Source organism: Kushneria phyllosphaerae (genome assembly GCF_900312995.1).
Lineage (GTDB): Bacteria > Pseudomonadota > Gammaproteobacteria > Pseudomonadales > Halomonadaceae > Kushneria > Kushneria phyllosphaerae.
The window spans coordinates 656,935-671,278 of record NZ_ONZI01000002.1; the positions used below are offsets into that span (position 1 = coordinate 656,935).

At 54.1% G+C, this 14,344-nt stretch carries 10 protein-coding genes; 3 read left to right on the forward strand and 7 right to left on the reverse strand.

Annotation, left to right across the window (positions count from 1 at the left end; genetic code table 11):
- Window positions 1-65: 65 nt before the first annotated feature.
- Window positions 66-686 (reverse strand): 23S rRNA (uridine(2552)-2'-O)-methyltransferase RlmE, encoded by a 621-nt coding sequence (gene rlmE / locus KSP9073_RS08940; protein WP_108842607.1) that lies wholly within the window; start codon window positions 684-686, stop codon window positions 66-68.
- A gap of 234 nt (window positions 687-920) precedes the next feature.
- On the opposite strand from rlmE, the gene KSP9073_RS08945 reads away from it, so the two are divergent.
- The 3 genes from KSP9073_RS08945 to KSP9073_RS17965 are packed head-to-tail and all read left to right on the forward strand — an operon-like array spanning window position 921 to window position 3,492.
- A complete protein-coding gene (locus KSP9073_RS08945; RefSeq protein ID WP_108842608.1) occupies window positions 921-2,567 on the forward strand; it encodes an NAD(P)/FAD-dependent oxidoreductase in 1,647 nt (548 codons plus the stop codon).
- A complete protein-coding gene (locus KSP9073_RS08950) occupies window positions 2,567-3,298 on the forward strand; it encodes a TrmH family RNA methyltransferase (protein ID WP_108842609.1) in 732 nt (243 codons plus the stop codon). Before KSP9073_RS08945 ends, KSP9073_RS08950 begins: the two co-directional genes overlap by 1 nt.
- A 17-nt stretch (window positions 3,299-3,315) precedes the next feature.
- On the forward strand, window positions 3,316-3,492 hold the full coding sequence (locus KSP9073_RS17965; RefSeq protein WP_500683889.1) for a GNAT family N-acetyltransferase: 177 nt from the start codon (window positions 3,316-3,318) through the stop codon (window positions 3,490-3,492).
- 206 nt (window positions 3,493-3,698) lie between these two features.
- On the opposite strand, the gene KSP9073_RS08960 is transcribed toward KSP9073_RS17965, so the two are convergent.
- The 6 genes from KSP9073_RS08960 to guaB form a co-directional block, all read right to left on the reverse strand.
- Window positions 3,699-5,309, reverse strand: coding sequence for a type I restriction-modification system subunit M (locus KSP9073_RS08960; RefSeq protein WP_108842611.1), 1,611 nt, complete (start codon window positions 5,307-5,309; stop codon window positions 3,699-3,701).
- The gene (locus KSP9073_RS08965; protein WP_108842612.1) at window positions 5,306-6,451 is read right to left on the reverse strand and encodes an AAA family ATPase; all 1,146 of its coding nucleotides are present in this window, start codon (window positions 6,449-6,451) and stop codon (window positions 5,306-5,308) included. Before KSP9073_RS08965 ends, KSP9073_RS08960 begins: the two co-directional genes overlap by 4 nt.
- Window positions 6,448-7,689: a restriction endonuclease subunit S gene (locus KSP9073_RS08970; RefSeq protein ID WP_108842613.1), complete on the reverse strand. Its 1,242-nt coding sequence runs from the start codon at window positions 7,687-7,689 to the stop codon at window positions 6,448-6,450. Before KSP9073_RS08970 ends, KSP9073_RS08965 begins: the two co-directional genes overlap by 4 nt.
- A complete protein-coding gene (locus tag KSP9073_RS08975; protein WP_108842614.1) occupies window positions 7,682-10,735 on the reverse strand; it encodes a type I restriction endonuclease subunit R in 3,054 nt (1,017 codons plus the stop codon). The genes KSP9073_RS08970 and KSP9073_RS08975 overlap by 8 nt, the downstream gene beginning before the upstream one ends.
- Before the next feature lie 171 nt (window positions 10,736-10,906).
- Window positions 10,907-12,481, reverse strand: coding sequence for a glutamine-hydrolyzing GMP synthase (gene guaA / locus KSP9073_RS08980; RefSeq protein WP_108842615.1), 1,575 nt, complete (start codon window positions 12,479-12,481; stop codon window positions 10,907-10,909).
- Between the two features lie 169 nt (window positions 12,482-12,650).
- Window positions 12,651-14,117: an IMP dehydrogenase gene (guaB, locus tag KSP9073_RS08985; protein ID WP_108842616.1), complete on the reverse strand. Its 1,467-nt coding sequence runs from the start codon at window positions 14,115-14,117 to the stop codon at window positions 12,651-12,653.
- Window positions 14,118-14,344: the final 227 nt, after the last annotated feature.

Below are 14,344 nucleotides of genomic sequence, written 5' to 3' on the forward strand. Positions count from 1 at the left end.
TTCTTTCAATACCGTGGCGTCATGTTCAGGTCAGGGCAAATACCTCTGCTCCCTGTTGCCGTGACCTAACCCTTGAAGCCCTTGCCCACCAGATAAACCTCTCTGGACCGAGGCCGCGACGCCTCGGGTTTGCGAATGACCACCTTCTCAAAGGAAGTGCGCACATCCTTGAGAAATTCCTCCGAGCCTTCGCCCTGGAACACCTTGACCGCATAGTGCCCGCCCGGCTTGAGCACGCGCCGGACCATATCAAGCGTCAGCTCCACCAGGTACATGGACGAGGCCTGATCCGCAGCCCCCACGCCACTGATATTGGGGGCAATATCAGACACGACCAGGTCGACCTGCCGGCCGTCAATCTGCGCGAGAAGCTGCTCGAAGACGTCATCTTCCGTGAAGTCGCCCTGAATGAAATCAACGTTTTCAAGGACGTCCATGGGCAGGATATCGGTGGCAATCACCCGGCCCTTGTCGCCCACGATTCGGCCCGCAACCTGCGACCAGCCGCCCGGCGCGGAACCCAGGTCCATGACGAGCATCCCGGGGTGGATGAGCTTGTCCTTCTCGTTGAGCTCGATCAGCTTGTAGCTGGAGCGCGAGCGCAGGCCATCCTTCTGGGCGCGTTTGACGAAGGGGTCGTTGACGTGTTCATCGAGCCAACGACGGCTGCTTTTGGAGTGTTTCATGTTGGAGCCAACCACAAAAATCGGGTGAGACCCGAGCGCGAGGCTGCGCTGCGGGGGACAAACTGGCGGCGATTATAGCGGATACGGGCAGTGAACGCGCCCGTCCCCGACAGGGCGTCAACGCCATCTCCTGACAGGCCCACCGCCGCCGGGTACAATTCGCCATCGACTGTCTTCCCCATCGATTATCTTCCCTACCCTTTCTCTGCCGGGGTCACCGGCCAGGACGCCTTCATGATTCGTATCAACGAACTCTCTCTGCCTCTGGATCATTCTGATGATGCGCTGCGCCGTGCCATCGTCAAGCGCCTGAACATTCGCGATGCGGATCTGCTGGACTTCACGGTCTTCAAGCGCAGCTACGATGCCCGCAAGAAGAACAGTGCCATCCTGTTCATCTACATCGTCGATCTGGAAGTCCGTGATGAAGGCAAGGTTCTGGCGCGCTTTAAAAACGATCTGCATGTGCGCCCTGCGCCGGATACCCGGTATTACCCCGTGGCCGAGGCGCCGGCGAATCTCGAAGCGCGTCCACTGGTGATTGGTTTTGGCCCCTGCGGCCTGTTTGCCGCCCTGCTGCTCGCCCAGATGGGGTTCAAGCCCATCGTGCTGGAGCGTGGCAAGAACGTGCGCAGCCGCACGAAGGACACCTGGGCACTGTGGCGCAAGAAGGTCCTGAGCCCTGAATCCAACGTGCAGTTCGGTGAAGGCGGTGCCGGCCTCTTTTCGGACGGCAAGCTGTACAGCCAGATCAAGGACCCGAAGTTCTACGCGCGCAAGGTGATGCACGAGTTCGTGCGGGCCGGCGCGCCCGAAGAAATCATGTACGTCAACAAGCCTCATATCGGCACGTTTCGCCTCACGGGGGTCGTGGCGAAGATGCGTGAAGAAATCATTGCGCTTGGCGGTGAGGTGCGCTTTGAAAGTCGGGTGACGGATCTGGTGCTCGACAACGGTCAGGTCGAAGGTGCGGTGCTGGCCAATGGTGAAACGCTGCATAGCCGTCATGTGATCCTCGCGCTGGGCCACAGCTCGCGCGACACCTTTCGCATGCTGCACCGCCAGGGGGTTCACATCGAGGCCAAGCCCTTCGCCATTGGTTTTCGCATCGAGCATCCGCAGGGCATGATCGACAAGGCACGCCTGGGCAAGTATGCAGGCCACCCGGCGCTGGGCGCGGCGGACTACAAACTGGTTCATCACGCCAAAAACGGCCGTGCAGTCTACAGCTTCTGCATGTGCCCCGGTGGCACGGTGGTCGCGGCCACGTCCGAGCCGGGCCGCGTCGTGACTAACGGCATGAGCCAGTATTCGCGCAACGAGCGCAACGCCAACTCCGGTATCGTGGTCGGCATCACTCCCGAACAGGACTTCCCGGGCGATGCGCTGGCCGGGGTAGAGCTACAGGAGCGCCTGGAAGAACGGGCCTATGAACTGGGGGGCAGCGACTATTGTGCGCCCGCGCAGCTGGTGGGCGACTTTATCCGCGGCGTGCCGTCCAGCGAGTTCGGCGAAATCGAGCCTTCCTATCAGCCGGGCGTGCGCCTGGGCGACCTCGGACCTTCCCTGCCGGCGTTCGCCATCGACGCGATCCGCGAAGCGCTGCCGGCCTTCGGCAGGAAGATTCGCGGATTTGACCGCGACAATGCGATCCTGACGGGAATCGAGACACGCACTTCCTCCCCCGTGCGGATCACCCGCCATCACGATACGCTCCAGAGCCTGAATATTCGCGGCCTTTATCCGGCCGGCGAAGGTGCAGGCTACGCGGGCGGCATCCTGTCGGCGGGCGTGGATGGCATCAAGGTCGCGGAGGCGCTGGCAAAGGCGCTGCTGTCTGACATGGACGCCGCCACTGCGCCAGCCCGGGCCGCTGGCTGATGAAGTTCGACGACATCAAGAAACTCCACCAGAAGAAATACCGCGCCGAGTTCGGCCACTTTCTGGTGGAGGGTGAACATCTGGTACTGGAGCTGCAGAAAGCGGCCGCGCACAACCCGCAGCTCCAGCGCGCAGAGCTGTATGTCACCGAGACGCATGCCCGGTGGGAAAGCCCGTTCAGGACACACGTCATCAGTGACCGCCAGATGGCACAGATCGCCGATACCAAAACCCCGCAGGGCATCATCGCGCTGGTGCCGATCCCCGACACCCCGGCGGAGGCGTCCGATACCGGGCGTGCGGTGTATCTGCATGAAATCCAGGACCCGGGCAATCTGGGTACTATCCTGCGCACGCTTGCGTGGTTCGGCGGCTTTCGCTGCCTGCTGAGCCCGGGGAGCGTCGACCCCTATAATCCCAAGGTCGTGCGCGCGAGCATGGGCGCAATCTTCCATGCGCCGCTGGAACTGGATGTCCCGCTGGCGTCGCTTTCCGATCGCTTCACGCGCATCGCCTGCCTGGATATGCAGGGCGAGCCGCTTCACTCGCCGGATTTTGGCGCCTGTGACTGTTACCTGTTCGGCAACGAAGCCCGCGGCGTGCCCCGTGACCAGCTGAGCGCGCTCGGCGCACAGCCCTTCACGATTCCCGGGTGCGGTGCCATCGAGTCACTGAATCTGGCCGCGACGGTCAACATGTGTGCGTATGAGCTGAGTCGGCCAGGGCGCTGAGTAGCCCATACGTTGCTTTGGAAAAAGGGGGCCTTCCCAAAAGCTCCCTTCTCGATAGGCTGTTTGTCAGCCCGGACCATCAGCGCTGTGGCATAGCGAATGTTCTACTGGCCATGGTGGAACAGGACGCCCTGTTACCAAGAGATAACGCGCTTGACCACCAATGCCACCCTGACCGCCCTGCCCTTTTTTGAAGCTCAGGGGTTTTTGGTCATTCGGGCAAGGGAGATAAAGCGGCGGAGTCAGGTGTTCAGGAATTTTTGGATGGAGAAAACTACTGCTTCAGTCGAGCATTAAAGATTACGAAATAACAATCTATATTTTGATGCATAACTTGCAAAAAATGCCTGCTTTATAAAGCAGGCGATCTTTAACTCAAGCTCCTACAAATACCAAACCATTAAATTGGGGGCAAGCCAAGCTCTTTTAGAAAAAAATTATGCGTTTCTCTGGCTTCCTTAATTCGAGTCTCAATATCACTCAACTGAGTATGAACAGCTTTTAAATCTATTTCTTTTTCAGCTGCTGCAATGCTGACATAACGAGAGATGTTGAGATTATAATCGTTCCTTTCAATCTCCTCCATGTCTACACGGCGGGCATAGCGCTCGCTACTTTCAGGTCTCTGCTGGTAAGTGTCAATGATCTTGTCGATATGATCCGGCAAAAGCTGATTTTGACGCTTGCCCTTCACGTAATGCTCACTGGCATTGATAAAAAGAACGTCATTGGGTTTCTTGCATTTTTTTAGTACCAGAATACACACTGGGATACCGGTGGAGAAAAACAAATTGCTAGGTAGGCCGATAACCGTGTCTATATGGCCGCTCTTGAGCAGCTTGGTGCGGATACGGCTCTCGACGCCACCTCGGAAGAGGACACCGTGAGGCAGAATAATAGCCATAGTGCCTTCTTCGCCGAGGAAGTGAAATCCGTGCAGCAGGAAGGCGAAATCTGCGGCAGACTTGGGCGCCAAGCCATAGCTTTTGAAGCGGAAGTCTTCGCCAAGCGCTTCATTAGGCTGCCAGCGGTAGCTAAAGGGTGGATTGGCCACCACCGCGTCGCACTGAAGTTTCTTAGCCGGGTTCATCTCGTTGAGTAGGTCCCAGTCGTTGGTTAGAGAGTCACCGTGATGAATTTCGAACTCACTATCCTTGACACCATGGAGCAGCATGTTCATGCGCGCCAAGTTGTAGGTAGTAATGTTCTTTTCTTGGCCGTAGATTTTTCCAATGCCGTGCGGCCCAACCTGGTTGCGAACGTTAAGCAACAGCGAGCCGGAGCCGCAGGCGAGGTCCAGCACATTGTTGAGCTTGTTTTTCTTACCGGTTGAAGGATCTTGACTATCCAACGTGACAATACGCGATAGGATAGTGGAAACGCTTTGCGGAGTATAAAACTCTCCGGCCTTTTTGCCGGACCCGGCAGCGAACTGGCTGATCAGGTACTCGTAAGCATCTCCGAGGGTGTCGCTATCGGTAGAAAAGTCGGCGATGCCCTCGGCGATCTTTGTGAGGATGGTACAGAGCTTATCGTTGCGTGCCTTCGGTGTTCTGCCCAGTTTCTCCGAATTAAGGTTGATCTCGGAAAACAGCCCCTGAAAGGTGCTTGCAAATGATTGGTTCTCAATGTAATTGAAGCCGCGCTCTAGGGTTTGCAACAGCTCTGCGTCTTGGGTGCGGGCACGTTCGTAAATGCTGCTCCACAGATAATCCGGATGAATTACGTAATGCACCTTACGTCGCATCTGCTTCTCAAAGGCGGGCACATCCTCGGCGTTGCCCGCGTACCAGATAGCCAGTGGTGCACGCCGCTCTTCTTTTTCATCAAACTTGGGATAGTCCGCCCCTAGTTCCTTTTTCGCTGCTGCCTCGAAATTATCAGAAAGGTAGCGCAGAAACAGAAACGACAGCATATAGTCGCGGAAATCGTCGGCGTTCATGGCGCCACGCAAGTCGTCGGCAATAGCCCAAAGGGTTTTGCCCAGTTGACTCAGTTGAGATTTAGTCATGGGGTATTCCTTGGAGCAATATCTTCAACCAATTTTGGAAGATCGAACTTGTATCGATTTAAGAACGCCTCCAAGATACGTCCAAATAATTCTTTATTATCATCCATCATTTTAACCGGTTCATAGAGAGCATATTTACCGTGACTAAGAAGATTAAGGGCTCGATTATAAAGAATTTCATCATCTAAATCTCGCAAGCAAATATTAATATCCGTATGACCAAAAAAACTTGCCGTTTTTTCTAAGATACTGCGTAAGGCATTAAAGTGATGGGTATAAAGGTGGCCGGATTCTACAGCTTTCTGAAGCTCAGAGAGGCTAGCAACGTGATGAAAGAAAGGTGTGTCATCAGTAGCGCGAAGGGTATAGACACCCTTGCCATTAGGACGATGGAGAAAGTAGCGCTTTAGCTTTACACTTTCCAATCCTTCTTTCCTTCGGCTTAGCTCATTACACATAACATTAAAAAATAGTGCGTGATGCGATGAAAATACGGTTTTTATTGGTGCAGCTTTTCCTTGATCATCCTTTCGATTCGATGCTTTTCGTAGCATTTCTGCCAAGTCACAAGCGACGGCAATCGCATTATTGTCATCAAGTGAAGAAATTGGATCGTCAATATACAGGTACTTCACCCACCGATAAGACTCATGCCCATCTAGAACACGCTCGCAAATCGACATAAAAAGACACCAGATAAAAATATTCTCCTCACCCCTTGATATCTTTATATTTTCTTCTTCACCCTTGCGAAACCTAACAGTCCAAGTTTCATAGTCAATATCAAACTCAAATTCGGCATAACGACTTAGATAAGTAGCTATAGTTTCATCGAGAGCCAAATCCTTCAGACCATAGAAAAACTTAGACTCTGAATTAATTTTTAGGTGGCGATCGCGATCTTCTGGTAGATCGTTGTGCCAAATAAAAAGATCTTCAGTAAAAGCATTAAAATAGAGAGAGTCAGCTTGGCCTCTATTTTTTTTCTTGCCACGCTCCTTGAAATCCATGGAAAGGCGGGTTTTTCCTGTTCTATTGTACGCAAATAGAAGAATGCATTGAACACCCTCCAGATCGCTACGCAGCTTGTTAGCCAAACTACGCAAGCTTTGATATCGATGGATTGCAGGCTTATTACTCATACGTCCATAGCCTCGCGGCGGGGAAAGAGCTGCTGCATCAGACCTTCGTTATGAGATTTGAGGGCATCGAGTTTGTCCGAATTGATAGCGATTAACGCATCAAGTGATGACAGGCAATTAGCGATCATCCGCTGCTCATCAATATGAGGAATTGGCAATGAAATCTGAGCAAAATCTTTGAAGTACAGACGCAAACGATCTTTGGTCAAACCTTGTGAGTGTGCAGTTAACGTATTCAAGAAGTCATGAGTCTTGAATAGATAACCAAAGAAACTCGGGCAAACATTAAGCTTTGGCTTCAACACAACATATGCAGGACTAACCATACAATCTTCGCTGGCAACCCCTGAAGCCCCCTGCCACATCCGCATCATGTTATAAATGAGATCATATCTTAGAGCTTTTTTATTACCTGATGCCTGCGAAATGTTGTCAATTTTTCTCTCCAAGCTATCACGCTTAGTAACTCCATCATTAATTGTAACGGAGTAGAGTGGCAAATCGTCTTCGCCTTTTTCGGTACGGTTTGAAAAGAGCAGCCCTGCATTCTTATATTGCCAACTCCCCAACTCCCGAAACTCTGGAAAGCGCAACCGGGGAACGGTTTCGCCTTCCTTGGGAAAGAGTTGCTGCATCAACCCTTTTTTATGGGTCTTGAGGGCATCGATCTTATTCGCTTGCGCAGCGATCAGTGCATCAAGGGACGAAAAGAAATTGGCAATTTTTTGCTGTTCTTCTGTATTGGGTACTGCAAGGATGTATTCCTTCATTAAAGAAATATCACCTCTTGGCATTTTTACACCCTTAGCCCCCTTCATCACGTAATCTATGAAAGCGTCGCTTTTCAAAAGCGAGGCAAAAAATGAGCTATTGACCCCGCTTTTTGGTCGCACTACAACCACATCATTTGATGCCCCTCCTTTTCTATCTGCCACCCAAATCTTCTTTAAATATGGGCGGATATTGGCAACCAACACGTCTCCGGGCGTGTAAGTTGTAAATGATCCAGAAGGTGGGAGCTTAGAAGCTTTCTTTATTCCACCAAAATCCGGGAGTATATTTTCTGTACTAATATAGCTATCTAAATTAAGTTCATTTAGTCGAGTTCGATTTTTAACAAAATCTGATACATCTTTATCGCCAAGCCTTTTAATTTCCCACTCTCCCGCGCCCCGAAACTTGGGGAAACGCAATCGGGGCACCAATGCCTGTCTTTCTATCTTCATTGTTTTACTCATATGCCGCCAACCCTGAAATCTCACGCCCACCGGCCTGTTTCTTTAAAAACGGCACTAGTTCGTTCATCAATTTCACCTCAGCCTTGCTGCGCACTTTCCAGCTTAGCTCCAAGGTTTCAAACAAATCACTTAGCTGCTCGCCGTCGAAGATCATGCGGTCCAGAATGCCGTCTACGAAGTTTTGCAAAGCGTCGCGATCCAGCCCATGCCGTTCTGCCAAAGCGATGATTTCGTTGTGGGCCTTTCGAGTCTTGAAGGCCTGGTAGCCGTCACGAATCTTCTGCTCGCTCAGTCCCTGCCCGGCTTCCAGTCCTTTAATGTATTCGATGATATCCTCCCGCTCATCCATCAAGTTGCTGCTGGCGCCGAGCAAGTTGATAAGCTGATCGCGGCTCATGGTCTTCTTGCTGGGCTTGTCTTGGCTGAAGCGGGCAATCAGCCCCATGATGTAGTCATAGTCGATCAACGCTGACGAGAAGAGCACGAACTCGAAATCTAGCTGCTCGATGGCCTCCTGAGCCTCGGAGGTTTGCTCGCCGGTTTTGCCCTGCTGTTGCTTAAGACGCTGGGCGGTCTCCAGATAGGCGCCTCTTAATGAACGCAGATCGTCCTCGGGCAGAATGGTGTCGATGCGCTGCTTTTGTTCCTCGTCCAGATCAGTGTATTGGTCAAGTCGGGTCTTGAGGCGCTGCACTTCCTTAAAGCGGTTGACGAACTCGATGCGCGCAGTATCGCCCTTGAGGTTGTAAACACCTTTAGGTTCGGCCACGACATTCCGCTCGGTCAAAAAGTGCTCGATTCCGGCAACGGCTTGTTCATATTTTTCAATCACCGTAGGCGCAGGGTCCACCAGCCAGATTTCACGAGAACGACCGGCGTCTTCGCCGGAGAAGAGCGCTATGGCCTCATCTACGGCTTGATTCTGGCCACGAAAGTCGAGGATGTTGCCATAGGGTTTGGTGTCGTTGAGTACGCGATTGGTACGCGAGAAGGCCTGAATCAGGCCATGATGCTTGAGGTTCTTGTCCACGTACAGGGTATTGAGGTACTTGGAATCGAAGCCGGTAAGTAGCATATCCACTACAATCGTGATGTCGATCTTGTGTTTGTGCGGCAGATCGCTATTGGGGTATTGCTGATTCTTGATGCGCTGCTGCACATCCTGATAGTAGCGGTCGAACTCGCTTACGCTATGGCTGGTGTCGTAGTGGGTGTTGTAGCCGGTAACGATCTCTTGCAAGGCGGCCTTTTTCTGCTCCGGTTCCTGCTGGTTGTCAGCCTTTTCTTGGGGTAGGTCTTCCTGCAGTTGCTTCACATCCTTATCGCCATTAGCTGGGGGCGAAAAAACGCAGACGATATTCAGTGGAGCATAGTCCGCATCTTCGGCCCGACGCTCGGACTGAATCTCTTTGAACAGCCGATAATAGCTGATGGCGTCGTTAATGGAGGCAGTAGCTAGCACGGCATTGAAGCGGCGCTGGTTGGTGGCAGCATCATGCTTGGCCAAAATAGCGTCCACCACCGCTCCTTGGGTCAGGGTCTGATTAGGCTTGACTTTGGCTTTTTTAGGTTTGCTATCGATGCCTTTACCGTCCCTGCCCAGCGGGTTGGTTTCAGGCTTAAAATAATCGATATGAAAACGCAGCACATTGCGGTCATCAATGGCGTGGGTGATGGTATAAGCGTGCAATTGCTTTTCGAAGATGTCTTTGGTGGTGCGGTAGCTACCGACGGTACCGTCAATTTTCTTGTAGCTAGTGTTGTCGTCAAAGATGGGCGTGCCGGTAAAGCCGAATAGCTGCGCCCTCGGGAAGAACGCCTTGATTGCTTTGTGATTATCGCCAAACTGAGAGCGGTGGCACTCGTCGAAGATGATGACGATGCGCTTGTCGCGAAGTGGAGCAAGCCGCTCCTTATAGGTCTTTTTGCCTTTTTCCTTATGCTGCTGGGCTTTCTTGCTAGTCTCATCTAGGGCTAGGCCAAGCTTTTGAATGGTGGTAACGATTACCTTATCGGCGTAATCCTCTGAAAGCAGGCGACTTACCAAGGTTTCAGTGTTGGTGTTTTCCTCAACACAGCCTTCCTGAAAGCGGTTGAATTCCTCGCGGGTCTGGCGATCCAGATCTTTGCGGTCAACCACAAACAGGCATTTTTCTATATCTGGATTGTCTTTAAGCAGAGTGGACGCCTTGAAGGAGGTAAGCGTCTTGCCGCTGCCAGTGGTGTGCCAGATGTAGCCGTTGCCCCGGTTCTGATGAATGCAATCGACAATGGCTTTGACCGCATAGATTTGGTAAGGCCGCATGATCATTAGCTTTTGCTCACTGGCTACTAACACCATATAGCGGCTAATCATCTGGCCTAGAGTACATTTAGCAAGGAAGGTCTCAGCGAAGTCATCTAAATGAGTGATCTTGCTGTTGGTTTTATCTGCCCACTGGTAAATAGGCAGAAAGCGCTCATCGGCGTTGAAGGCGAAATGCTGAATCTGGTTGTTAGCAAAGTACCAAGTCTGAGCGCGATTGCTAATGATGAACAGTTGTATGAAACAGAGCAGTGTATTTGTGTAACCGTTGCCAGGGTCATTGCGGTATTCGACAATCTGTTCCATGGCCCGCCGCGGATTGATACCTAATGTTTTCAGTTCGATCTGAACCAATGGAAGACCGTTGATGAGCAGGATCACATCATAACGATGGTAGCTGCTATCGGTGTTGATACGCAGTTGATTGATGACCTCGAAGTCGTTTTTACACCAATCCTTGAGGTTAACCAGCATGTAGTGCAGCGGTGTGCTGTCCTCACGCTGGAAATAGCCATACTCCCGCAGAGTTTTAGCAGTCTGGAAGACATCGGCGTTGATGATTTCGTCACGCAGGCGAGCGAACTCGGCGTCAGTCAAACGGACGCGGTTGAGGGCCTCGAATTTGTTGCGAAAATTATTCTCTAGAGTAGTTTTGTCGCGGATATCCGGGCGATAGATATACTTGAGCTCTTCAAGCTTTCGAATCAATCCCTGCTCTATCTGGAATTCAGTAGATGACATTTTGCAAATCCAACAATTAATTATCAGTATCCCAAAAAGCTTTTGCTAGATTACGCTTTGCCGAAAGTTGTTGCCATTCAATAACAAGCTCTTAAAACACGACAAAACCACCAGCAATCGCTCACTGGTGGCTTTTTAAACTAATGCTATACAGCTATTCCGGTTTGGAAGTTATTCCCACTCGATCGTCGCGGGCGGCTTGCTGCTGACGTCATAGGTCACGCGCGACACGCCGCTGATCTCGTTGATGATGCGACCGGAGACCTTCTCCAGCAGCTCATACGGCAGGTGCGCCCAGCGGGCGGTCATGAAGTCGATGGTTTCTACCGCACGCAGCGCGATGACCCATTCGTAGCGGCGGCCATCCCCGACCACGCCCACGGATTTGACCGGCAGGAACACGGCAAAGGCCTGGCTGGTCTTGTGGTACCAGTCGGCGTTGTGCAGCTCTTCGATGAAGATGGCATCCGCCTCGCGCAGAATGTCGGCGTATTCCTTCTTCACTTCACCGAGAATGCGCACGCCCAGGCCCGGCCCGGGGAACGGGTGACGGTAAACCATGTCGTACGGCAAGCCGAGTTCGAGGCCGAGCTTGCGCACCTCGTCCTTGAACAGTTCGCGCAGCGGTTCGACCAGCTTGAGCTTCATGGTCTCCGGCAGGCCACCCACGTTGTGGTGCGACTTGATGACGTGCGCCTTGCCGGTTTTCGAGGCGGCGGATTCGATCACGTCCGGATAGATGGTGCCCTGAGCGAGAAAATCCACGCCGTCGATCTTCGCGGCTTCACGGTCGAACACGTCGATGAAGGTGTTGCCGATCGCCTTGCGCTTGGCTTCGGGGTCATTCACGCCCTTGAGCTTGCCGAGAAACTCGTCTTCGGCATCGACACGAATGACGCGCACGCCCATGTGCTGGGCGAAGGTGTCCATCACCTGGGCGCCTTCATCCTTGCGCAGCAGGCCGTTATCAACGAAAACGCAGGTGAGCTGATCGCCGATCGCCTTGTGCAGCAGCGCTGCCACCACGGAGGAATCCACTCCGCCGGACAGGCCGAGCAGGACGTGACGGTCACCGACCTGTTCGCGAACACGCATCGAAAGATCCTCGATGATCTTCGCCGGGGTCCAGAGCTTTTCACAGCCGCAGATTTCGAGCACGAAGCGCTCGAGAATGCGCTGGCCCTGGGTGGTGTGGGTCACTTCCGGGTGGAACTGCACGGCATACAAACGCTTTTCGGCCCAGCTCATGGCGGCGATCGGGCAGCTCGGCGTGGAGGCGGTGATCTCGAACTGTTCGGGGACGGTGGCAACCTTGTCACCATGGCTCATCCACACGTCCAGCAGGGCATCGCCGTGCTCACCGATGTGGTCCTTGATGCCGCCAAGCAGGTCATCCTCAGAGGAGACGCTGATCTGGGCATAGCCAAATTCGCGTTTCTCGGAGCCTTCGGTGGCACCGCCGAGCTGAGCGGCCATGGTCTGCATGCCGTAGCAGATGCCAAACACCGGCAGGCCCATGTCGAACACACACTGGGGCGCACGCGGGGAATCCAGCTCCGAGACCGATTCCGGCCCGCCGGAGAGGATGATGCCGTTGGGGTTGTACTCGCGGATCTCTTCTTCGGTGATGTCGAAGGCGCGCACTTCCGAATAGACCCCGATCTCGCGCACGCGGCGGGCGATCAGCTGGGTGTACTGGGAGCCAAAATCGAGAATCAGAATCTTGTGGGCATGAATGTCGGTCATGGGATCTCTCTACACAGCCGAGAACGGCGAGGATATAAATAAACAAGCGGGAAGCTTTCGCCTCCCGCTCTTCAATCCGGGCAACCTCGTCACCGAGGCACATGCCCTGCCCGCCCCGATACCCGAGGGCACGTGATGGCCAAAGGTTCGGGTCAGACAGGGCACGCCATCAGCTCCGGTAGTTCGGTGCTTCTTTGGTGATCTGCACGTCATGGACGTGCGACTCGGCAAAGCCTGCGCTGGTGATGCGAACGAATTCCGGCACGGTGCGCATGGTGTCGATATCGTGCGAACCGGTATAGCCCATCGAAGCGCGCAGGCCGCCCATCATCTGATGGACAATGGCGCTCATCAGGCCCTTGTAGGCCACGCGGCCTTCAATGCCTTCGGGCACAAGCTTCTCGACGCCTTCGTTCTTGTCCTGAAAGTAGCGATCCGACGAGCCCTGGGTCTGGGACATGGCGCCCATCGAGCCCATGCCGCGGTAGGCCTTGTAGGTCCGGCCCTGATAGAGCTCGATTTCGCCCGGGGACTCTTCGGTGCCCGCCAGCAGGCTGCCGACCATGACACAGTGCGCACCGGCCACGATCGCCTTGGCGATATCCCCGGAGAAGCGAATGCCGCCATCGGCGATCAGCGGAATGTCGTAGGGCTTGAGCGCCTCGGCGACATCGGCAACGGCAGTGATCTGCGGCACGCCCACACCGGCGACGATGCGCGTGGTGCAGATCGAGCCCGGGCCGATGCCGACCTTGACGGCGTCTGCGCCGGCGTCCGCCAGTGCCTTCGCCGCGGCAGCCGTGGCGATGTTGCCACCGATGACCTGCAGTTCAGGGAAGTGTTGCTTCACCCAGCGCACGCGCTCGATCACGCCAGCGCTGTGGCCGTGAGCGGTGTCGACCACGATGACATCGACGCCGGCCTCATACAGGGCCTGAATGCGATCGCCGGTGTCTTCACCGGTACCCACCGCGGCGCCGACCAACAGACGGCCGTCGCTGTCCTTGGCGGCATTCGGGTAGGTGCGGGCCTTTTCGATGTCGCGCACGGTGACCAGACCGCGCAGGTGAAAGTCATCGCTGACGATCAGAATCTTCTCGATGCGATGTTCCTGCAGCTGGCGCTTGATATCTTCCAGCGGCGTGCCTTCCTTCGCCGTAATCAGCTTCTCGCGCGGCGTCATGATTGCTTCGACGCTGTCGCTGTAGTTGGGCTGAAAACGCATGTCGCGACCGGTCACGATGCCGACCAGCTCTTCGCCCTTCACGACCGGGAAACCGGAATAGCCGTATTCCTTGGCCATGGCCAGCAGATCGGTGAGCTTGGCATCAGGACTGACCGTGACGGGGTCCTTCACGATCACGCTTTCGTGCTTTTTGACCTTGCGTACTTCAGCGGCCTGAGCTGCGATCGACATGCTCTTGTGCACGATACCGATGCCCCCTTCCTGCGCCATGGCAATCGCCAGGCGAGCTTCGGTGACGGTATCCATGGCAGAGGAGACAAGCGGAATATTGAGGAAGAGGTTGCGGGTCAGGCGGGATTTCAGAGAGACGTTCTTCGGCAAGACATCGGAATAACCGGGAACAAGTAATACGTCGTCAAACGTAAGCGCTTCTTGAGCTATACGCAGCATAACTGGCGTCCACTGAGTGGGTTGTACAGGCGGCGGGGAATAATTAATCGAACATTTTAACGCCTGCGGCCCGCCCATACAACGAACATCCCGCCGGCTGCGCGCTATTGCCGCCATATACGCCGTCTTTTGCAGGGCACGGCTTGAGGCCATCACATCAGCAGACACCGGCACATGCCCGTGCCAGACTGTTGGCATCGAATAAAACCACCCTGCACGGAGCCGCC